The organism is Vibrio vulnificus NBRC 15645 = ATCC 27562 (assembly GCF_002224265.1).
Taxonomy (GTDB): domain Bacteria; phylum Pseudomonadota; class Gammaproteobacteria; order Enterobacterales; family Vibrionaceae; genus Vibrio; species Vibrio vulnificus.
Map to the genome: position 1 here is coordinate 1481076 of NZ_CP012882.1, position 22637 is coordinate 1503712.

Genomic DNA, 22637 nt, shown 5'->3' on the forward strand with positions numbered 1-22637 from the left:
GTCCACTCACCGCTCACGACAAAAATAAAATCACTATTTAACGCAATGAGTGCCATGGATATTCAAACCGTGCTTGTGAACGGTTAACTTTCTATAACCAAAAGAGACCATCACCCCTGGTAACATTCATGATGGCAATGGCTTTTGCATCACCTATACTCAATAATGCGAACCAAGCGCCTCACCGCTGAATGGATATCAACACTCTTACACATTGGATAAGCATCATGGCAAACATAGATACCTCTCAATTGATCGTTCCGGATTCTGTACTCAAGAGCTGGCAAGAAATCGTCGATTTGGTTGCCAAAATGACGCAATGTCCTGCCTCTCTGATCATGCGTATTCACGAAAACGATATCGAGGTATTTTCCAGCAGTCGTAGCGAAAATAACCCCTACGCGCAAAATGCAAAAGATTCACTTGGGCATGGCCTGTATTGTGAAACGGTGATTAGCGAGCGGCGCATGTTGAATGTTCCCAATGCGCTTAACGATCCTGAATGGGATCATAATCCAGACATCAAACTGGGCATGATATGTTACTGCGGGCTGCCTGTGTTTTGGCCAGATAACACCCCTTTCGGCACCATCTGTATGCTTGATAGCCAAGAGCGATACTTTGATGAAGACGCGATGTCATTACTTGGCCGCTTTCAAACGGCCATTGAAGGACAACTTGAAACCCTTTACCGTAAAGAAGAGCTTGCACAACTCAACCAGGAGCTGGAACAAAAGGTCGCAGAACGAACCAAAACACTCGCCGATCTGAGTAGCCGATTGCTAACAGAGATCGAGCAACGAACCGCAGCTGAAAGCCATTTGGACTTTCACCTTCATTACGACCCGCTCACAAAACTCCCCAATCGAATTACCTTGGCGGACGATCTCGCCGAGCAAATGGCCTCTTTAGAAGATGATGAACAAATTACTCTGATCTATTTCAGTTTGAAAAACTTTAAGTTTGTTAACGCAAGCTATGGCTACATGTTCGGTGATCAAATTTTATCCTCTCTGAGCCAACGCATTTGTCACAAACTGCCTAAAAAGTGGAAACTGGCAAGAATTGTTGGTTCGGATTTCGTCTTAGCAGCGCAGCATCTGCGCAAACCCGAGATACAAGAACAAGTCATCGCGCGCATTACCAAAGCGTGCACCCAACCGTTTAACGTCAACGATATGACAGTTAATTTGCAATGCCATTTAGGGGTCGCGTTAGCCCCAATAGATGCAACAGACTCATTCAGCCTTATTCAGCGAGCGTGCTCTGCAATGAGCGAAGGTAAAAACGAAGGTTTGCAGGTCTCTTATTTTAATTTTGCCGCACAAAAAGCCGCAGAAGAGCGCCTACAACTGGAGTCACATCTCTCTGAAGCACTGAAGAACAACGAGCTTGAAGTGCATTTTCAGCCGATCATTTGCTTGAAACAAGGAGGGAAAATCATCGGTGCCGAAGCACTACTGAGATGGAATAATCCAACGCTTGGGCAAGTCTCCCCAGATAGATTTATTCCTTTAGCGGAAAGTAACGGCCAAATTATTGAAATCGGCTACTTCGTTTTACATCAAGCATTGAAACAGGCAGCAGAATGGCATCGCGCATCACCTCACTCGTTTAAAGTGGCGATTAACATCTCACCTATCCAGTTCCGTGAACGACACTTTGTGCAACACTTACAAGACATCATTGACCTTTACCAATTGCCAGCAAAATGCATTGAACTGGAACTGACTGAAGGTATTCTGCTGCACGATGAAGAGTATGCGCAAAGCGTACTCGCTCAGTTGCGTCAGTTCGGCGTCAGCATTTCTCTTGACGACTTTGGTACTGGTTACTCTTCACTCAGTTATCTGCAAAAATACGCTTTCGATACGCTAAAAATTGATCGCAGTTTTATCAACCAGTTGGAACACAATCAGCACAATCGAGAACTGACAAGAGCCATCATCGCAATGGCGCACAAACTTAATATGATGGTGATAGCGGAAGGAGTAGAAGATCGATACCAAGAAGACTTCATTCGAACCGAGGAATGCAATTACGCTCAAGGCTTTTTGTATGGCAAGGCGGTTCCGGCTGACGACTTCTCTCAACAATTAGCAAGTCCTCTGCAACTTTAAACGTTATTTTTAACTCACTCATGAAAAAGCTGAGCGACTCGTACTTGAGCCGCTCACACTGAGTTGAGTGTCGCAATGCTTTTGCGTTGCTTGCAAAAGTAAGTCGTTATTCTTCTATGATCTTATGTCCGCATCGTTCACAGACGAGATGGCGTTCAAATTCGTCCATCGAAGCGACGAATGCTCCTAAAGCAGCGCCTTTTACAAAGCCAGAGAAAAACTCTTTCCAATCGCGCTTTTTGTCATCTTTATAAGGACTGGTTTTTCGCACCAAGATAACGACATGAGGTGTATCGGTGCCGCATTGTGGGCAAGCATGTGATTCGATTTTGTGTGACATAGAAAACTCCTGTAACAGCAAAGCCCTAATTGTCATCAGGGCTCAACAGAAGCACATAAATACCATAAGTAATGACTCATGAATATGACTAACCTTCAATTCATCCCATAAAGATATGAGTAAGTTCTCATATCTAATCATCAAAGCGATATTCGCTTAAGAAGCGACCTGATATTGCTGCTCATGTAGCTCATGCGCTCTGGCGTAAATCGACTCATAACCAAGCTTTTCACGCTCTTCTTCTGTCATGAGCTGACGAATTGTGACATCACATTCTTTCATAATCTCTGCAGTACGTTTGATTTCCCTCTCTTTTGGCCAATAGCGAGACAAAATAGTGATAATTTTGATGCAAACGGTCCTTAACGTTGGGCTGCGCTCAAATATCTCCGCGTATATGAGAAACAGTTTTTCGATGTCTTGTTTATGCTCAATCAGCGATTTGTACTTGCCTTCTAACCACTCGACTTTCTGTTGACCTTGCGCTTCTAATGCTCTCGCCATCGCAGTTTTACTGGCTAAAATGGTTTCTAGCTCATCGTCGAGTAAACTCTCTTTACACCAGGTAATGCATTGTGAAAACTCGCTGTCAAAACCCATCGCATTCAACAGCCATGCGAAATGGTATCGATCATAAAAATGCTTAAACGGTTTGACACGATAAAGTTGGTTGAGTATCTCAAATGAAATTCGATACTGTTTTTCTGCCATGGCAATGTGTGCTGCAATCAGTTGAAACTGGCTTTCCAACTCCTCATCAAAACTAAACTCGTAAGCATGTTTAAATAAGGTTTTCGCTTCTTTCAGCCAACGAAGCCTTTCTTGCGGCTCGGCATCATGCAGCGCATAGAGTAAAGCTCGAATATGATTCATACGCATGAAATGGTTGTTACGAAAAGTCTCTTTGTTCACTTCCGAATAGAGACGAAATCGTTGCAAAGCCGAGCGAGTGTCCCCTTCCGACAAACACAAGTTAGCGATCACCAATTCTCGTTCTGAGTTACCGGGTACAATTGAGCTGGCAATCTTAAGGTGTGCAATGGCGTCAGGTACATCGCTGTTCATCAAGCTTAAGCTGGCCGCTTCAACCCTTACTGTGGTGTTACTCGGCATTGCAGCAATCAACTCATGCACCAGTTTTGCGGCTTCCGACTTTTTACCTGTGTGCCTTAACGCATTGGCAAGGCCCACTTTCGCCCAATCGAGCTCTTTCTTTTCCAGCGTCTGCTCATAAACCTTTTTGGCTTCTTCGTACAGCTTCAGCCGAGTGAGGAAACCGCCACGAAATTTCTGAATAATGAAATAGTATTCGGGATGAAAGGGCTCCAACTCTGTACACACCGCCAAGCCTTTGTTCGCATTGCCTTCCGCCTCGGCTTGGTAAAGATCCACCAGCGCTTGCTTGCGCAACACCGCATTTTCGAGCCGAGTTTGCAATATACCGATATTGAACGGTTTTAGAATGTATTCATCTGGTTTGAGTTCTAAAATGGAATGAACAATGAAGGCCGAGCTTTCCCCTGTCACGAGAATGAAAACGGCATCATTTGCCAGCAACTTGTAATGTTTCAACTCTTCAAAAATTTGCTTACCATTCATCCCTTTGCCGAAATTATAGTCGCAAATAAAGATGTCGAACTTTTCTCGGTTCGCTTTGAATACTGCCGATTTTGGGCTTTTACTGAACTGAATATTGCTATCGGAAAAACCCAATTTGAGCAACATACCTCGTAAACTAGTGATGACGACAGGCGCATCATCGATGATCAAAACTTTAAGCTGTGAAAAACGTCTTTTTGCCATAGTGTTATTAATCAGTACCATATCAATCTAGAGTAAAGAATCTCACCAGTTCCATGGCAGACTTGATCCCTAATTTTGTTTGTACTCGTGTTTTGTACGTGCTGACTGTTTTTTGATTGATGTCCAAGTAATTTGCGATCTGCTTGTTACCAAGCCCTTTAAACAGCATCTGCGCAACCGCCAGCTCTCGTTCTGACAGTTGGTCGAGTTTATTTTGCTGTGCTGAGAAATCCGTTTTTTCAAGCTTACTGTGCGCTAAGATCTCTTGAACGGTATCGAACAGAGCACTACCTTTGGACAAAATGGTACTACGTGCGGTGAGCTCGGGTAACAGAACAATGTCAGGATTCGATTGTTCTGTCAGTAAAATCATCCGCCCACTAAAGCGCTGATCAATATCGGTCAACAATGTGTAATTTGTCGCATCAGACATAAACTTGATATCAACCACCACCAAATTGACAGGGTAATCCCTTAACGTTTTCACCGCCTGGTCGAGATTACGAGCGATCAATACTTGCGCCACACTGCTAGCACGTTGTAATTGTTTCGTGAGCGCGGAAGAGCTGACCGAGCACTCGTCGATCACCAACGCGCAAATCCCGCCTTCGATGCTCTCTTGACTCAGGCTACGGCTCTGGTTTTTGGCATATTGCTCAGAAAGCTCTGCAATCGTCAGTGGTGGCGAAGAGTAATAGCCTTGACACGTATCGACCCCAAGCGTACGCAGATATTGCCAAGATTCTTCGTCCTCGACACCTTCCACCACACAATGCAGCCCTAACGATTGGGCCAACATCAAACACATTTTGGTCAATTGCTGATGCTTGTAGTTAGTCACGAGATCAAAGACAAAGCCTTTGTCTATTTTGAGCTCGTTAAATGGTAATTTACCAAGCTGGCTGAGCGATGCGTACCCAGTGCCAAAATCATCAATGGATAAACCGACCCCATGCATACGCAGCCGAGCAAGATTGGCCAGAGAAACGGTGTTACCGTTGTAAACCTGATCTTCAGTAAGCTCCAACGTCAAGCGATGGGGATCGAAGTCGTACTGCTGGCATAACGCCATCACGCGGTCACATATAGGCTGTTGCAGATTGCTTTGACTTATGTTGACCGACAGCTTTAAACCATCGCTCATGCTGGAAATCGCACTAATCGCTTTTTCCAACACGCGCCAGAATAACCTATCCATCCATTGGCACTGCTCAATCACAGACAGAAAGGAGGCCGGAGCTAACACCCCATGTTCCGGATGTTTCAGTCTGACCAGAGCTTCCACTCCAACCATGGCACCCGTGGCAAAATCGTATTGCGGCTGGTAATAGTTGAAGATTTGATCGGTCTCAAACGCAACCTCAACCTCTTCACAACGAAGCAAGTGTTGAATACTCGGCTCAACCGTGCGCTGTTTTGAGCTCGCATAGTAATTAATGACGTTATAAAGCGACTCAATGCTAAAAGGCTTTTTCAGCACATCCACGTAAGGAAAGCCCGCCAGACTGCACATGTTTTTGGTCAACTCAAGTACCGCATCTTCGACCGCGCTAAGAATGACAATAGCCGGGCGATGGCGTTGTTCACTGAGTTGAGTGAGCAGGCTAATACCATCCATCTCTGGCATATGAATATCACAGAAAATCAGTGAAAATTGCTGCTTCGCACAAAGCTTTAAGGCTTCTTCACCATTGTCTGCCACGTGAACGTCACAGTAATTGAGTGACGCCAGTTTTAATTTGAGACTGGTGGATTGTATCCGTTCATCCTCAACAATCAGTATTCTCATTGGTTACTCTCCCTTTGAACTGGCTAGCCATGCGTTCGCCTGCTCGACAACCGTCTGCATGGATAAGATCAATTGCTGTTTGTTACTTTCAACATGCTCGAGTTCTTTTTGCTGTTCAACGCGTTTCGCCAACGCGGCCAACTCATGCAATAGTAACGCTCCTGCCGCCCCTTTTACACGGTGGGCAATGGCCGCGACATCGGCACCTTCTTGTTCGAGCTGTTCAATATCAAAACTAAATGACTCGATAACGACATTCGCCATCTCTTCTCTTTCTTCTTCTTGATATTCATTCAACCAATTTGCGTTGGTGTCCGCTTGTTGAACTTGCTCGGGCAAATAGTGCGCGAGTACGCGTTGCAGTTGTGCCAGCGAATACGGCTTGTAGATCACCTTATCCATCCCGGCTGACGTGGCTTTTTCTGCTGCGATGCGTGAATCCTCCGCGGTGCACCCGACGATTGGTTTAGTCGCAAATGAGAGAATATCGCTACGTGTTTTTGCCGTTAATTCAAAACCATCCATGATGGGCATATGGCAGTCGGTGATCAGCAAATCGATGCCCTCGGCGTGCTGTTGGAGATAACGATACGCCTGTTCGCCATCGGCCAGCGCAACGCTAGTAATGCCGATTTCTTTTAGCTGTTTCTGCATCAATAAGCGATTAATCGGTTCATCATCAACGATCAGTACCCTGCCCTGCAGCTGGCAAGTTACCTGTTCATTAGGAAGGCGAACCTTGTTAGACTCATGGGCAAGCCATTGTTTGAGTAATAAATCCGGATAGAGGTTATCCATAGGCGATAATGACCAATCGACAAACTTTGGCACACCATGCGCAACATTTCTTCGCGTACTCCATTTTTCGAACCAAGCCATGACCAGGTCACTTGCGCCGAGGTAGTGCGTCACTTCAATGTCACTTGTGTAAGCGCAGCCTTTAACCGGGATCCAGACCGACACCTTGGTTCCTTGTTCAAGCTCGCTATGGAATGCAATGGTCCCCCCCATCAAATCCAGCAAACTTTTGACGATAGACATCCCAAGGCCAGTGCCACCAAAGCGGCGAGTAATGCTGGTATCCGCTTGAACAAACGGCTGGAATATACACTCGAGTTGAGCCTCTGTCATGCCGCAGCCAGTGTCTACAATCTCAATAGATAGCGATTTTTCATCGCAAGAAATCGCGACCTTTATCTGCCCGACTTCGGTGAATTTCATGGCATTAGAAAGCAAGTTACCGACAATTTGATTCACTCTCAACGCATCGTACTGCGCGTCAATGTACGCCGTTGGTTGCCAATGAACGTTAAACTGTAATCCCTTTAGCTGCGCGCTTGCTTCAAAACTTCGTAAGACTGGGCCCAGCTCTTCGATAATTCGATACTCTTGAATGTCTAGCTGCAGTTGGCTGGCCTCAATTTTTGAGAAATCGAGAATGTCGTTCACATGCAAACTCAGACGCTCAGCCGAACGGATGGCGTTATCAAGCAGTTGCTGACTTTCACTGTTTGAAAGGCGATGAGACAGAATCTCCATCAGCCCCAGCATGGCCGCAATCGGGGTTCTTAATTCATGACTCACCACCGCTAAAAACTGATTGCGAGCTTCAACGGCTTGCAACGCCGCACGGTTGGACTCTCGCAGCGCCAGTTCGGTTTGCTTCAAATCTGAAATATCGCTAAACAACGTGAGATAGTGGGTCATTTCCATTTGGTCATGAATAATGGCTTTGCGCGTCACATGGTAAAAACGCTCCCCCATACCACATTCGCTGGCCGGCACTTGAATGATCTCTTCAAATTCAGCTTGCTCTCGCTCAGACAAATTAAGAAACGAGCAGACACTCTCCAGCTCGATACAGCCATTCTCTCGACATTGACGAAAACTCGCTTGATAAGCTTGGTTTGAAAGCACCAAACGCCCTTTTGAATCTGAAATGGAAATCATGCTAGGGATGGTATCGAGCAACTTGGTTAACCAACTGATTTGATGTTGGGACAACTCAACCACTTTTTCACTCTGACGTAATGAGTCTTTCAAGCGTGTCGACCAAAGAGAAAACAGCAGAACGATCAACAACGCTAGGCATAAAGCGATCAACGAGTAAATTATGACCTGCTGCTTGTCATAGCCAAAATGAAGCATCACTTTGCGGTAGGCAGACTGGATAGAATCGATTTCCTTGGCGGAGAATGTCTTCAGCGCACTGTTGAGCATGTCATGAAACATGGGATCGTCTTTACGAACCACCATCGCTAATTTAACGACGAATTCGGTCTCTAGGGAGTCCGCCAATGGCTTAAAATGATCGCTATGATCGTCAATCAACAGTTGATGAATTAGATCCCGATTCATCAACGCGTGACTCACTTTTCCCGATTCCAACTGCGGCAAGAGTTCTTTTAACTCACGGAACACACGCACATTTCGATAGTTTCGATTCACATCCAGATAGGAGTAGTAGTTGCCCGTGCGATCGAGAATCGCCAGATTACGCTCTTGATAGTCCGCGGTACTTTCCACCATATCAAACGTGATATTGGCATAGGGTTCCGTGACCAGAAAGTCGCGTTGATCCACGCCTTGGTAGTTACGCGCAGGCAGAAGATCGACAACACCATCTTCCAACATTTGCAACACATCACGCCCTTCTGCGGGTACATACTCAAATTCGAGTACGCTCCGCATGCTGATACGATCCAGAATATCGTGCACATAGCCTTTCACTTTTCCATCTCGATCGCGATAGGAAAGTGGAAAGGTTTCTTCTTCAATCGTATAACGAATCACTTGCTCTCGCCCTTCGTCAAAAAGCAAGCGAAGGCTGGCTTGATCATTCAAAAAATAGATGTCTTTTGAATGAATTCGGCTGCGCGTCAAGCCTCTTTGTTCTGCCAGAATCACTTTGTCGATGATGGACTTCAGTTTGCGCTGCTCTTTGTTAAACAACACACGATTAATTTGGGTACCCAATGACTTGTCAAATAACACCTTGCCCTGGCTGACCTCTTTTTCGCTCAAGAAGTGACTCAGCGAAACATAGTTACTGATGGTGGCATCGGCTAACCCTTGCAAGATCATTTGCGCGGCAGCCTGATAATTGCGTGCGGTGATAATGTTGCGATACCCACGCTCGGCCAGCACTTCACAATAGGAGGTTTTTTCTACGCATACCCACTTGAGGGATTCGAGCGGTTCAAGCTCAAGGGCTTTGTCGCGCAACCAAATCACGCGCACATTTTTGTACAGCGGCAATGAAAACAGGAAATCATTCGCGCGAGACGGCGTTTTGCCAAAACCGATCACCATATCCACTTCTTTGTTTTTTAACCCAAGCAGCATCTCGTGAATACTGTCGTAGCCTTGATAGCGGATCTGTATGCCTAGTTCTCTGGCAAAACTCATTGCGTAGTCGTGATGAATCCCTTGAGGCGCGAGCTCTAGCCCTCCCCAATAGGGTAACCAACTATTGTTTAGAATGCCGACATTCAGCACCGGATGGGCCGAAAGGTAATCGCGGTCTGCATCTGACAGATAATTAGCCGCAGAGGTCAATGATGTGAGCAAACTAAGCAAAGCGATCGCGGCGATTCGTAACAACAAGCAACAACTCTCTCTGATAATGACAATAAGGTGGGGAAGTGTAGCGATTGATTGACAAGCGCACAACATTTAAACAGTGATGATAAGTTTTAATTTATATAACGATATCAACAAGATATCTTTTTGTAGGAATATTCTCACAACCATTAATGCGCAATCACACATTCACTGATGAGTGAGAGTTTGATGGCGAAAATGACTTTTCTATGTTCATTTTTTTTAAACTCGGTATAGTACCCGCCCCAACCTCTTTTCCACTTAAGGATTGCGCCTGTGACTGCACCATTTAACACCCTTTCTCTCAAGCCTGAACTGCTATCGACTCTTGATACATTGGGCTACACAGAGATGACGCCAATTCAAGCTCAGAGCTTACCACTAGTGCTCGCAGGAAAGGATGTGATTGGTCAAGGAAAAACAGGGTCAGGGAAAACCGCCACCTTCGCTTTGGGTCTGCTGAGCAACCTTAATGTCTCGCGCTTTCGCGTTCAATCGCTTGTTCTTTGCCCTACGCGAGAATTGGCAGATCAAGTCGCAACGGAAATTCGTACTTTGGCGCGTGGCATTCACAACATTAAAGTGCTCACGTTGTGTGGTGGTATGCCTATGGGGCCACAAATTCTTTCGTTGGAACATGGTGCACACATCTTAGTTGGCACTCCGGGGCGCATCCTCGATCACCTAAGCAAAGACCGTATTGATCTTACAGAACTGAATACGTTAGTGCTCGATGAAGCCGACAGAATGTTGGAAATGGGCTTCCAAGATGCGATTGATGCCATCATTGATGCCGCACCAACTCAACGCCAAACACTACTTTTCAGTGCGACCTTCCCAGAGCAGATTGAATCCATCGCAAGCAAAGTGATGCAGAATCCGGAAATGGTGAAAGTAGAGTCTACACACCAAAAGAGCACCATCGAACAACGCTTCTATCAGCTCGAGAGCACCGAAGAACGCGACAACGCTTTGGAAGCTCTGCTGCTGACGCACAGACCCGAATCTACCGTGGTCTTTTGCAATACCAAGAAAGAAGTGCAAAACGTCACCGACGAGCTGAACCATCGCCGCTTCAGCGTCATCGAACTGCACGGTGATATGGAACAGCGTGAACGCGAACGCGCATTAACCATGTTTGCCAACAAAAGCATTTCCATTTTGGTCGCAACTGACGTTGCCGCTCGTGGTTTGGACGTGGACAACCTAGACGCCGTGATTAACTTTGAGCTTTCTCGTGATCCTGAAGTGCATGTTCACCGCATTGGTCGTACTGGCCGAGCGGGCGCGAAAGGAATTGCGATCAGTTTCTTCAGTGAGAAAGAGTTGTATCGAGTAGAGCGTATTGAAGAATACATGGGTATTGATGTGCATCCGGCCAAACTGCCTCAACCGGAAAACCCTAAACCTTACTACCCTTCGATGCGTACGATTCAAATTTTGGGTGGCAAAAAGCAAAAAGTCCGTGCTGGTGATATCTTAGGCAGCCTAACCAAAGAGGCCGGAATTGACGGTAAGTTGATAGGTAAAATCAATATCTTACCTATGGTCTCCTATGTTGCTATCGATAACTCTGTGGCCAAAATCGCCGAACAGCAGCTGCAAAACGGCAAAATGAAAGGGCGTAACTTTAAAGCCCGAATTATGAAAGGTTAAAAACGCGTTTCCGTTCATAGCAAGTGTCGGTGATCTTGACTCACCGACACTCAACTCCCCTAAGTTCAACCACCTTTCCTCCTTCGACAACGCGCAAAATCCACAAGCCACTCACTACGATTTAGTGACGAAATTCCCATGAAAGCATCGCGAAGAAGCCATTATAATCTTCTTCAACGCGCCCCATATTGGCCGTTTCCGCATCGAACAGATAATCCGCCTCATTGAAGTCTTCAAAACGCAAGTTCAATATCACACTTTGGTTTTCCGCCACGCGATAATCGCCTATAAGTTCGAGGCGATGCACCACCGAGTCTACATCTGGATAATGATACCCAGCTCCTGTGGTGTTAGTTTGTCCACGACCATGGTTGTAGCTATAGTCCAACGACAAGCTGAGTTTTTTTTCTAACAAGTTCTGCCGTTTAAAACCAAATCCCACTGTGGTCACACTGTCTTTTGTCTCTGTTTCGTAGCGATTCCAACCCGGCGCAGCGCTGTTGGCATGCTGCTGTTCAAAGCGAATAAATTGTTGATTGAAAAAGAGATGTCCTGTGGTGTCGTCTTCAAGATAAAAGCTGACGCCGAGATCATAACCGTAATCCTGCCCTTCGCTGCGACCGATATCCGGTTGCGGATAGCGCTCATTAGCCAACCAAGCAATAACGGTAAATTGTGCGTTATCGGCAAGATCGTGACTGGCATCGCCACGCAGCTCCAAACGCTCACGATCTGCGAGGTAAAATTGACGTAGATGAGGCGCATCAGAAGAGGTTTGCGTCCATTTGGAACCATCACGAGTTTGATACGAGAGTTTTCCGCCCATTCGCCAATCGGCTTCAGGGCGATACACGCTACCTAGATAGAAGGTATGCTCATTGGTTTCTTCACGCACTGCGTATTGGCGCTTGTCTGCCCGATACTCATAACCCGCATTCAAGCGTAACGAGCGAGAATAACGATGACCCAGCTTCGCATCAAACTTGATTGCATTCCTATCGTATTCTTTACGTGTCTGACCAATCACCACTTGGCGATCGGAGCGATCATCGCGATCACGATAATCTAACCCTAGCTTCAGCGAGGTAGAACGACTCAAACGATTGTAATAGTTCGCATCGATCTGAATCGTATCCACTCGCCCGTGGAAACTATCCGTTGTGACCGGCGACTGAGGAAATGGGTTCATGCCCCCCTCTGAGGTCGCACGTGACAAAAGCAGGCGTCCGTTAAGACTTTGCGCTTCTAGCTGGTAATTGCCAGAAAGTGACAATTGATGGAAATCGTTTTCCGGCTCGTACGCCAGTTGATTGGCATACGGATTCGTTTGCTCTCCGTAGTAAAGAGCACTGTATTTCTGACGAAAGAAAGCGCCTTGATAAGAAATGTCCGCATTCCACGCCTCTTCAATGTAGCTAATCCCCGCAGCGGTATTCAGTGTTTCATAGTCCACCACCTTCGGAAGATATCCCGGTACATTGCCATAGGCAGGTATTGAGGAGGTATAAGCCGTCACTGTGCCTTTTTTTCTTTCATGTTGAACGGCGACATGCGGTTTCCAAGGAGAATGTGGCGTGAGCGCAAGCGAGAGATTCAGTGTTTCTCTTTTCACACCTTTCTCAAAAGTGGCCAACTCACCCGCCGTCTGCACGTTATTTTCTCCACTGTAGGTGCTGAGTAATGCCTTATTCCAATAGTATGGCGATTCTCGATACCGCCCTTGGAAACGTAGGCCATCATACTGGCCCACATCGAGTTGCATTAAAAACCGTTTTAGTCCTAGATCTTCAATTTTCAGCTTGCTGTAAAAACCATCATCGTCGTATCTCGATAGATCGGTGTTGAAGCTGCTACCCACGCCGTTTCCGGGATCATTGGAACTCCAAATTGGTGGAACCCAGTTATTAAACCGAGATGCGCCGTCGTTGTTTTGGTATCCCAACCCAAAACTGATTTCCCCAATCCACTTGCCGTCACTTTCACAGGGTTTACAACTCCAGCGACTGGTGTCTGCTTCACTCGCCTGTTGTAAAGCGTAGTCATCAGCAAGAGCGGGAATGGCGAGAGCGGCAACAATGGCGGCCCACAAAGGTGATACGTTCATGACACCCTCCCTAGTTTCTTAATGACATGCCGCGCGGATGATTGGTTCCGTGCACTTGATTGTGGCAGTTCAAGCAACTGCCTCCCCTCACCTTTAGATCATTTTCCGGTATCTCAACATTCGCGTGCGGCACGCTATGGCAATCCTGACAAAGTTGCGGAAGCCGTTTAATCAATAACGCCTGATTGACCGACCCGTGTGGATTGTGGCAGTTAGAACAGTCTTCTGTAACGGGCTCATGTTCCCATAAGAATGGGCCACGTTTTTCTGAGTGACAATCCAAACAGGTTTCATTGGTGGTGGTTTGCTTCAAGCTGTATTCATTAACGGTTTGATGGGGATCATGACAACTCGAACACGCCAGAGAACCGTTGAGAATCGGATGGCTACTGCGTTTATGCAGATCAGATTTTGTTTTTGCATGGCAGTTAGTGCAGGTTTCCACTTGTTTTTCGGCCACCATCATAGGATCGTCTTTCTCGTGCAACTTATGGCAACTCGAACAAGAGAGATCCTCAAAAGCATGTTCGCTGCTGTGCCACGCAGAGCGACTCGAGTCGGTATGACAAGACAAGCACACACTGTTTTGCTTTTCTGACGGCACTGGAGACATGGGGCCAAAGGTAATCATGGGTTCACGCATTTCACCTTTACGAGGATTACGTTCATGATTGTTGGCTGGGCCATGGCACGCTTCACACTGTTTGTCGCTCATTGGCCCATGAACATTGGCCGACTTACCATGGATATTGTCGAAAATTCCCGTTGCGGGTAACTCAGAATCGTCATCATGGCAGCGTAAACAGCCATCAGGGCCACGTCGTGAATACTTTCCGTCACTAAACTTCTGATCCAATATTGCTTCAATCGCTTCACGAGAATCGACCACTGGCTGCGTAGAGCGCTCTTCTGCACTCAAATTTGAAGAGAGACCAAGCGCCATCACTATCGTCACGAACCACCACTGAATCGTTGTTTTCATAAGATTTTCCTATTGCTCAACCGTGCTCCGGAAGTCTCTCCCGAAGCACTCAGTTAACGGTATTCGTACACTTTATGGACTTTATCTACGCCTTGCTCCTGACCGATGGCGTGACACGTTGCGCACTGTTCTTTGCCCGTTGCTTCCACAGCGGTATCCGCAGCAAACACGGCCCCGTTTTTGATCATATGATCGAGCACGGCATCACCAGGAATCGTATCAGGATCGGCATTAGCCAAAGGCGATTCAATATGACAGGCACCACACGCCACTAATGCGGGGCTGAAGTATTTTCCACTGGCCAACGAAGGTCGTGTATTTTTCTGGCTTGGTAAGTTGTATTGCCCAGCACTATGGCACGCTTCGCAGTTGTTAATTGCGCCAGGGAAGACGGATTCACCTACATGCGCAGAGCCGAAGGCATGGAATGAGTGAACATGATATTTGAGATCCGCGGCCATGCCTGCGTAGTACGCGGAGCGCTCTGAATTGTGGCAATTTTTACACTGTTGCAAATCCGTTGCTGCGTGTGGATGAGCGCCCAATTTGTGAATGGTGAGCTCTTTGTGACAATTGTTGCAAGACGTTACCTCTGCACCAACAGGCAAGGTATGCGGCGTTGTGATACCGCCCACATCAAACGTTCCTTTTGCGTTCTTAGCAGCAATCACATAAGGGTATTTCAAATTATCAATGCCAGTGAATGTCGAACAATCCGCCAACTCACCTGTTGTTCGGTTGGCACACAACGGCATATCAGCCACATTCACGGTCAACGTGGACGTTGCAGTTGGCAAAAGCGTCGCGCCAGTGAAATCTTTCTGGCAAGTGAACAAGCCATTGCCTTGTGCGGTACAGGTAGAGAGATCCAAACCGTTATTTGCCAGCATTGGGCCTTCACCGTTATCCCAATTGAGCAACAAGTTGACATGACCATGTTCATTGATAAATGGCGTGATTTCACTAAGCGCGCTAATACCAACGCCATCTTTCTGAATAATGACATCAACTTCAAACATGGAATCCACAAAACGAGCCTGCTTAATACTGACAAGCAACGTATCCCGTGCTGCCGCTAACTTATCCAAACGGCCTAGATGCACTGTGCGAGCGCTTCGGCTGGCATCCATACCAATAATTGGGTCACCGTTCTCATCGCGCTCATAAGGGCGATGGCAACCTGTGCAGGTTTCTCTATCCCAGGTAAAACCGACTTCATTGTCGTGTGCACCTCTGTCTCTGTACAAATGACAAGACTCACAAGCCACTTGGCTAGGATGTTCAAACCAGTTGTTCGCATCTGACGCTTTTGTCACATCCTGCGAGTGGCAAGTCGTACAGTTACGCGCGTCTTGTGGAAATGGATTGCCTTCCATCACCAATCCATTGATCTCCGTAACCAACGCGCCATTGCTATCGACTGGCTGTTTGTAGGTTGTCGGATCGCTTGAACTTGAGCCAAGGGCATACACATTTCCGTGATACTGATGCACGATGGCGGCCAGTGGGCGACGACGTGGGGCGGCACCAGGATTACTGTCATTGTGGCAGGACGAACAAACTGCGATGTTGTTATCAATGGAGCGATACCCAGGGCCATGATGCAGTGGTTCACCCATGTGACAGTTAGAACAAGTCTCTTCTTCAATGACGTTGCGAGAAACCGTTTGATCGGATGGTGTTCCAGGAATCCACTGGTACACATAGGTAAATCCTAGCTCTTGGTCACCATACGCCATCACAATACGATGCAACTTGTCTTCATCCCAAGCGATCATGCCTCCGTTATTTACCGAGTCAGTTGGGTAAGGATCGGCAACATTCAGAATATCTGCAATTGCAAAGGTATAAGTGTAGCCGCTCTCTGTTTTGAGCAACTCACCACCCGCTGTCCAAACATTTTCCATGCTCGCTCGATTGGTTGCGTCATTACTAGAATGGTGGAAGCTCTTCCAAAACGTGTTGCCATCTCGCCCACCGCCGCTTCTTTGAGGCATTGCTTTAAGCACCGCGATACGAAAATCTTTCGTTGCATCGAACTCATAGGCGCGGCCTGATGCATCAAAGACTTCAAAATCAACCACAAGCTTGGTTTCACTGGCCCCATCAGGTACCACGAGTTGAGGGGTTGCCACTCTGACCGTAAAGTCTTTCCCAAGCTGGGGAGGCGGCGTATTTTGATCGTTACCACTTTCTGGTCCACAAGCAATCAGTAGAATACTGAGTACAGAGGCCAACATCGCTCTTAATATAATCATAGGATTATCCCTTATTCCTATTAATCTTCTGTATGTTGGAGTTATCGCTTTATACTTTACGTAATTGTAGTGGATTTTTACCAGATGTCTCGCCAAGACAACCTGTCGTGATAAGCTCATCAAAAGAAAATAAACAGTGAAAATAAACTTACTATTAATTATATTCTCTAGAACAAACGAATTGGCATTGTTATATTTATCAATTACTTTCCCACTATCAAACAAGACGTTTAACATGTCCTGAATAATATCTTTTCACTTTGAGACATAGAGCATGCATTTGAATTTGAAATATTAGAGAATTAAACTACAAATTAAAAAGGCAACAAAATCAATGCCATAAGAAAAAACAGGCGGTTGATAAATGATATAAAGACTCATTTAACCCATGCGTCTTTTCTATTTCCATAGAAATAGAATTAAGAAAAATCGACATCTAATTGATTTAGATCATCTATTCCATCGTCATAAATTAGATATTAACGAGGTTAAACCAAGCTAAACACAAAATACCTCACCCATGCATAAATGGCTCAATCATCAATCCAAATGAATCACAAATTAAATTCCTTAGCACAACAAATAAAAATATCAAAGAGATCGAGCAAATTTTAAATAATGTATTACTATCAAATTAGAAAGCCAACTAACTTTAGAAAGTATCACTGCACTATTTAATTATAGGAACGTCACGCTATGCTTGATAAAAAATCTACTTTAAACAACATCTTCTGTACCATTGCTCTGTTTATCGCTTCATTTGGTTCGGCTTTCGCTAGCACGCAAGCCCTCGTTAGCGAGAAACAATGCGATGCATGCCATGGAGCAAATGGTGTGAGTGGGCACACTGATATACCCACCATTGCGGGCATTCCTGAGTTCAATCTCAGCGACCAAATGCTACGCTACTTAGAAGGACGCCCCGCCAAAACCGTCCAACACGTGTCGGGAGATATCAGTCAATCCGGAGACATGGCAACCATCGTTCGTTCTTTAACAGAAGACGAAATTGAACAACTCGCAGCCTACTACGCTGACATGGAGTTTGTTCGCGCAAAACAACCTTTTGATCAAACACTGGTAAACCAAGGTAAAGCCATTCATCTAAAAAGTTGCGAAAGTTGTCATGCCGATGGAGGAAGCGATCCTCTTGATGAAGCTTCCATTTTAGCAGGCCAACAAAAAGGCTATTTGTTAACAACCTTAACGCAATTTCATCAAGGCCAACGCTCAGCAGACAAGAAAATGGATAAAGCGATTAAAGCATTATCTCAAGAAGAGCGACAAGCACTTGTTGAATATTATGCAAGCTTCCAATAAATACGTTTATATCAGGGAGTCGTCTTATGAGCCTATGGGATAAACCTCGCAGCAAATGGTGGTTAGGCGTTCCACTTGGAGGCGTTGTGGCTGTTGTTATTGGTGCCATAGCCATGACCGGCTTTCATTGGGGTATGACGTTCACCAACAGCAATGCGTTTTGTTTTGGCTGCCATATTGGGATGGATACAATTGTTGAAGAATACCAAGAGTCCGTTCATTTCAAGAACGCTAAAGGTGTGATTGCGGCAACGTGCAGTGATTGCCATGTCCCTCGCGAATTGCTGCCTAAGCTCAAGTTAAAAATCATGGCGACTGCGGATATCTTTCACAAGTTGTCGGGCGACATCACTCTGGACAACTTTGAGACTGAGCATCGACCTAGACTGTTTGAAAAAGTCACCAACGAATTTGTGGCAAACAAATCACAGCAGTGCCGCTATTGCCATCGTGTTGAGTTGATGGATTTCACTGCGCAAGATCGAACGGTCGCTCGTCGGCATCAAACCATGGAGGAAAGAGAGAAATCGTGTATCGACTGTCATGCGGGAATCGCGCACAAACTGCCACAACAATCTGAATAAACACGACGATAGTGCAATCGCTATACCCAAACAACTTGGCGTTGCAGGTAGGGGGCAAATGAGTGAGTCCCCATGCGCATAGATACGCTATGTGATTGGGCCGGGCTAGCGATCAGTGAACGAATGCAGCCAACACCGTTGCAGCTTCTAGTAGGAAGGGGATAAGTGGCTATGCTTACCAAGTAAATAGCATAAGGTCACGCTCATTTGCCTATGCTAAGTCCCCTATTTTGAAAAATAACTGTATTTAAAAATAACCATATTGATAAATAAAAAGGCGAGCCGATTGGCTCGCCATTCACATGACTTACTGATGCTTACAGTACTCTGACAACTCGGAATCCTGCAAAGTTTGCTGCAGAATCAGGAGAAATAAATAACTGAGATTCCGCTTTTGCTTTTTCAGGAGAGAAGCTCCAAGCACCGCCTTTTAATAAGCCTTTGCTGTCTGCGGTCCACTCCCAGACGTTACCAACCACATCATAGAGGCCAAAGCCATTGGCACTAAATGATTTCACTGGAGAAGTGCTGTTATTTGACCAAGGAGTTCCGCCCCATCCTGTATTAGCTTGGCCCGAACCAAACTTCTCGCCCCACCAATACTCCGCTTCCGAGCCTGCTCTCGCTGCGATCTCCCACTCGTCTTCGGTAGGCAATCGGTAGTGGTAGCCTGTTTTGTCGGACAGCCAGTTAACGTAGGCGTTTGCGTCATTTTGACTGACACAGACAACCGGAGAGTTTTCTTGCTGACTGAAACCCGGATCACGCCAGTATTTGTTGGCTATAGGAGTGATCGCCGCTTGTTCGATACGAGTACAGATTTTGTGTAGTTCAGCATCTGTCTGATAGTTACTTTGGTCAACAAAAGCACGGAACTGTGCAACCGTAATCGGCGTGGTACTTATCGAAAATCCACGATTCAAGCGAACTTGCTTACCCGCACGCTCACCGACCATATAAGTGCCTTCTGTCACGACCGCCATTTCCGGTGCTGGTAATGAACCCAAGTTATCCGCAAACGTCTCACCCGTCTTGGCGACATTGCGTTTTGCTACTAGGTTTGCTCTCAGTGCTTGGTCTTGGCTAACCATCAGATCGGTACGGAAGGTACTGTAGCCTTCTTTCTCAATGCTGATCTGGTGATTGCCCATCGGCAGCATAATCTCAACGGGTGTGGAGCCGTACTTCACGCCATCAATCAAAACGGTATCACCATATTGATTGGAACGAATGGTCAGCGTATGCCAAGCGGTTTCGGTCACTTTTTCACCGTCAACGACCTGACTTGGAGAAAAACAGTATTTTGAATCAATGTTCAGCAGCTTACACGGCGCATTTTCAGCCGGTCGCGTGTTTAAAGAAACCTTGAGAATTTGCGTGTATTGATTCTCACCAGAAAATTCAGCTTTCGACGACTGGTGCTTCAATACATGGATATTAAGAGCCGCTTGCGATTGATTCTGCTTGGCCAATTTGGCTTCGGTTGTTCCATCGATCAGTTCGTTTTGATACTGACGAACCGCTTTTTGCAGCGCTAAAGTTGTTGTTTGTTTCGCACATTGTTCAAGTGTCATATCGCTACGACAAGTATTGGTGAACGATACGGTGAGATCCCCTTTCTGGCTGATTTCACTGCGTATGGTCGCAATACGAGCACGTTGACGTTCTTCTTGAAGCTGTGCAATTTTGCCACGAATCACCGTTTCTTCTGCGTTAATCGCGGCCAATTCGCTTGCGAGTGTTTCATGCGTTTGACGCGCTTCGAGCTGCTCGCTTTGATTCTGCTTGACCTTAGACCAAGCGGACTGATAGGCACTCTGAGCGGGCATCAAATCAAAATCAGGCGTATCACTTAAACGTTGATAATCTTTCTCAAGCTGTTGCTTCGCCTTATCGAGTCGCGCAACAAGTTCAGCCTCTTGTTGTTTCAATCGCTCAAGCTGCTCTGCTTGGTTATTCAACTGATTCTGTTTAGCCGATTTCTTCTTTTCCGTATCGCTAAGCAACGTGTTTTGGGTGAACAAAGCGTCATCAACAACCACCACAGGGCTTGCTTCTTCCGCCATCGCAGGAATTCCAGCAACAACAGGCAGCATGGCAAGTGTAAGTGCAGAAAAAACTAAACGCATGATAAATACTTCATTAAAACTTAGGGAACATGCCAAATTATCGAAAAATGGCGTTTAAATAAAAATGCGAAAGCAGGGTTACCCCTGCTTATCTTCAACCAACTTGACCCAAACGGTATCGGTCGAACCGACATAAATCTCACGATTATACGTTTCATAGCCCGGTTTCGACACCGTAAAACGATGCTTGCCTTTAGGCAAGAGCAATTCGACTGGCGTACTTCCGTAGCTAACACCGTTGATCGTCACCGCATCATTGTACTGATCCGATCTTACCGTTACTGTGACCCAATCTTTTTTCTCTTGCTTTGATGAGTTACTGCTTGCTGATAAACAGTAGCGGCTTGATACAGAAAGTAGTTTACATGCTGCCGTTGCTTCTGGTTTCGCTTGAAGCTGAGCTTGAATACTCGTGCTATACGCACCATTGCCTGAGAAGCCACTTTCAATCGTTTGACTCTCTTGAACGTGGATGTTTAACTGAACACCTTGCAAGTTTTGCTTCGCCAACACCGATTCCGTCAAGCCTGACAAAAGTTTATCTTTAAAAGTGTTTACGGCTTTTTGCTTGGTGAGGTATTTGCCTTGGCTAATACACTCTCCAATCGTCATCGTTGATGAACAAGTCGTCGTGTAACGTGTTTCTAGTACCGCGCTTTCGCGAAGTTCTGCTTCCAAACGTTTTACACGCGCTTCAACGTGAGACTCTTGTAAGTTCGTGTATTCACTGTTTAAGCGTGCCAGCTTCTGTTTTAGCTGAGATAAACGAGATTCGCTTTCTACGATACTTTGATCACTCTTGAGCTTTTCGTTTTGATTCTGTTTCAGCGCTTCCCAAGACTCTTGGTATTTTTTCTGAAAAGAAACAAGGTCAGTATCTGGATCTTCCAGTAAACGAGCATACTGCTTATCAAGAGCAGATTTCGCTCGGTTACGTTTCGCTTCCAGCTCTTCAGCTTCTCGCTGCAAACGAGCGTTGTCGCCTTTCAATCCTTTCAGTTGACTGCTTTCTTCGCTGTATTGCTCTTCTACTGCTTTGATCTCTTGTTGTTTTGCATCGATTTTTTCATCAACGGCGGCAACTGGATCGGCCTGATTCACCTCTTCTGCCAACACAGAAGATGCCCATGGAAAACTTAGCGCAAGCAAAAGCGCTGGGATTGGACGTATGTTCATAGTTCCCTGCTCAAATAACGTTACATTCTGTACGTGCAAAACGAGATAAGCATCTCGTTAATCTAAACAAACCTTCCTTCTAGTACCGCGACAAATCCGTACTTGAGAAGAAGCTCAAGAGCTCTGCTAATTATTAGAAACGATCTCCTGAAAAATCATTGTATATCAATCCTGTTGAGAATATTGTTTTCAAAGTCTAAACCAAATCACACTTTTGAGCTAATTACATAATTTTATCGCTCAATTTTACTCCTGCTGACAGTAATGGCATCAAGAAACAACCAGTTACATTACGAAAACTATTGAATAACCGAGCATCGTTTGCTGTTCAAAAAGTCAGCATTATTAGCAAAAACTGTGTTTTCAATTGAAACCACACCAATATCTCTCTATAGAACATTTAACACAAAACGCCTAGTGAGATAGCTCAACAAGTTGAAAGCGTGAGCTAATCAAAAAAACCTATCCACCATCTCAGCCTTAAGCCATGCTCAACTAGAGGGCAATCACAATCTTGGTTTTGCATGGTGTTTTATTATTGAAACCGCTATTCTTCTGTACCTTCTACCCAAATAACGTCGATATCTTCAACTTGTCGCGCGGCGAATCTATACCCAAATTGCTTGGAGTTGCAGGTAGGCGGCAAGTGAGTGAATCCCCATGAAGATAGATGAACTATGTGATTGGGCCGAGGCGTACCAGTGAACGAACGTAGCCAACACCGCTGCAGCTTCAAGCAGGTTGTGGATATTCATTTTCGCTCAGCCAAGCAT

Annotated in this window: 14 protein-coding genes; 4 read left to right on the forward strand and 10 right to left on the reverse strand. The window is 45.8% G+C overall.

The genetic code is table 11. The features are described from left to right. Positions 1–227 precede the first annotated feature (227 nt). Entirely contained in the window at positions 228–2120 is a 1893-nt protein-coding gene (locus tag AOT11_RS22075; protein ID WP_026050709.1) for a bifunctional diguanylate cyclase/phosphodiesterase, read from the forward strand. A 106-nt stretch (positions 2121–2226) separates the two neighbouring features. Here the strand turns inward: AOT11_RS22075 and AOT11_RS22080 are convergent, their stop codons facing one another. The 4 genes from AOT11_RS22080 to AOT11_RS22095 all read right to left on the reverse strand — a co-directional run bounded on the left by AOT11_RS22080 (position 2227) and on the right by AOT11_RS22095 (position 9727). Then, complete coding sequence (locus AOT11_RS22080) at positions 2227–2460, reverse strand: hypothetical protein (protein ID WP_017422602.1); 234 nt, start codon at positions 2458–2460, stop codon at positions 2227–2229. A 156-nt stretch (positions 2461–2616) separates the two neighbouring features. Continuing rightward, on the reverse strand, positions 2617–4263 hold the full coding sequence (locus AOT11_RS22085; RefSeq protein ID WP_026050710.1) for a response regulator: 1647 nt from the start codon (positions 4261–4263) through the stop codon (positions 2617–2619). Positions 4264–4285: 22 nt separating this feature from the next. Next, a complete protein-coding gene (locus AOT11_RS22090) occupies positions 4286–6052 on the reverse strand; it encodes an EAL domain-containing protein (RefSeq protein ID WP_017422600.1) in 1767 nt (588 codons plus the stop codon). Between the two features lie 3 nt (positions 6053–6055). Next, complete coding sequence (locus tag AOT11_RS22095; protein ID WP_017422599.1) at positions 6056–9727, reverse strand: hybrid sensor histidine kinase/response regulator; 3672 nt, start codon at positions 9725–9727, stop codon at positions 6056–6058. 204 nt (positions 9728–9931) lie between these two features. On the opposite strand from AOT11_RS22095, the gene dbpA reads away from it, so the two are divergent. Beyond that, positions 9932–11311 carry an ATP-dependent RNA helicase DbpA gene (gene dbpA / locus AOT11_RS22100; protein ID WP_017422598.1) on the forward strand — a complete coding sequence of 460 codons (1380 nt, stop codon included), beginning with the start codon at positions 9932–9934 and terminating at the stop codon, positions 11309–11311. Positions 11312–11432: 121 nt separating this feature from the next. Here dbpA and AOT11_RS22105 read toward each other — a convergent pair whose 3' ends face one another. From AOT11_RS22105 to AOT11_RS22115, 3 genes are read right to left on the reverse strand one after another with little or no spacing between them, the layout of a single operon-like run. After that, positions 11433–13415: an MtrB/PioB family decaheme-associated outer membrane protein gene (locus AOT11_RS22105; protein ID WP_017422597.1), complete on the reverse strand. Its 1983-nt coding sequence runs from the start codon at positions 13413–13415 to the stop codon at positions 11433–11435. Between the two features lie 10 nt (positions 13416–13425). Continuing rightward, complete coding sequence (locus AOT11_RS22110) at positions 13426–14397, reverse strand: DmsE family decaheme c-type cytochrome (RefSeq protein WP_017422596.1); 972 nt, start codon at positions 14395–14397, stop codon at positions 13426–13428. 53 nt (positions 14398–14450) lie between these two features. Further along, entirely contained in the window at positions 14451–16637 is a 2187-nt protein-coding gene (locus AOT11_RS22115) for an OmcA/MtrC family decaheme c-type cytochrome (RefSeq protein WP_039538202.1), read from the reverse strand. A gap of 714 nt (positions 16638–17351) precedes the next feature. Between AOT11_RS22115 and AOT11_RS22120 the strand changes: the two genes are divergently transcribed. Then, complete coding sequence (locus tag AOT11_RS22120; protein ID WP_017422594.1) at positions 17352–17975, forward strand: c-type cytochrome; 624 nt, start codon at positions 17352–17354, stop codon at positions 17973–17975. A 26-nt stretch (positions 17976–18001) separates the two neighbouring features. Beyond that, positions 18002–18559: a NapC/NirT family cytochrome c gene (locus tag AOT11_RS22125; RefSeq protein WP_017422593.1), complete on the forward strand. Its 558-nt coding sequence runs from the start codon at positions 18002–18004 to the stop codon at positions 18557–18559. A 317-nt stretch (positions 18560–18876) separates the two neighbouring features. Here AOT11_RS22125 and AOT11_RS22130 read toward each other — a convergent pair whose 3' ends face one another. From AOT11_RS22130 to AOT11_RS23550, 3 genes are all read right to left on the reverse strand, one after another. Then, complete coding sequence (locus AOT11_RS22130) at positions 18877–20688, reverse strand: SUMF1/EgtB/PvdO family nonheme iron enzyme (protein WP_026050714.1); 1812 nt, start codon at positions 20686–20688, stop codon at positions 18877–18879. Between the two features lie 78 nt (positions 20689–20766). Continuing rightward, the gene (locus AOT11_RS22135) at positions 20767–21864 is read right to left on the reverse strand and encodes a PEGA domain-containing protein (RefSeq protein WP_017422591.1); all 1098 of its coding nucleotides are present in this window, start codon (positions 21862–21864) and stop codon (positions 20767–20769) included. A 608-nt stretch (positions 21865–22472) separates the two neighbouring features. Beyond that, a complete protein-coding gene (locus AOT11_RS23550; protein WP_017428818.1) occupies positions 22473–22619 on the reverse strand; it encodes a hypothetical protein in 147 nt (48 codons plus the stop codon). Positions 22620–22637: the final 18 nt, after the last annotated feature.

Coding starts and splice junctions, on each gene's coding strand:
- AOT11_RS22075 (WP_026050709.1), top strand. CDS start 228: ATGGCAAACATAGATACCTCTCAATTGATCGTTCCGGATTCTGTACTC.
- AOT11_RS22080 (WP_017422602.1), bottom strand. CDS start 2,460: ATGTCACACAAAATCGAATCACATGCTTGCCCACAATGCGGCACCGAT.
- AOT11_RS22085 (WP_026050710.1), bottom strand. CDS start 4,263: ATGGCAAAAAGACGTTTTTCACAGCTTAAAGTTTTGATCATCGATGAT.
- AOT11_RS22090 (WP_017422600.1), bottom strand. CDS start 6,052: ATGAGAATACTGATTGTTGAGGATGAACGGATACAATCCACCAGTCTC.
- AOT11_RS22095 (WP_017422599.1), bottom strand. CDS start 9,727: ATGTTGTGCGCTTGTCAATCAATCGCTACACTTCCCCACCTTATTGTC.
- AOT11_RS22105 (WP_017422597.1), bottom strand. CDS start 13,415: ATGAACGTATCACCTTTGTGGGCCGCCATTGTTGCCGCTCTCGCCATT.
- AOT11_RS22110 (WP_017422596.1), bottom strand. CDS start 14,397: ATGAAAACAACGATTCAGTGGTGGTTCGTGACGATAGTGATGGCGCTT.
- AOT11_RS22115 (WP_039538202.1), bottom strand. CDS start 16,637: ATGTTGGCCTCTGTACTCAGTATTCTACTGATTGCTTGTGGACCAGAA.
- AOT11_RS22120 (WP_017422594.1), top strand. CDS start 17,352: ATGCTTGATAAAAAATCTACTTTAAACAACATCTTCTGTACCATTGCT.
- AOT11_RS22125 (WP_017422593.1), top strand. CDS start 18,002: ATGAGCCTATGGGATAAACCTCGCAGCAAATGGTGGTTAGGCGTTCCA.
- AOT11_RS22130 (WP_026050714.1), bottom strand. CDS start 20,688: ATGCGTTTAGTTTTTTCTGCACTTACACTTGCCATGCTGCCTGTTGTT.
- AOT11_RS22135 (WP_017422591.1), bottom strand. CDS start 21,864: ATGAACATACGTCCAATCCCAGCGCTTTTGCTTGCGCTAAGTTTTCCA.
- AOT11_RS23550 (WP_017428818.1), bottom strand. CDS start 22,619: ATGAATATCCACAACCTGCTTGAAGCTGCAGCGGTGTTGGCTACGTTC.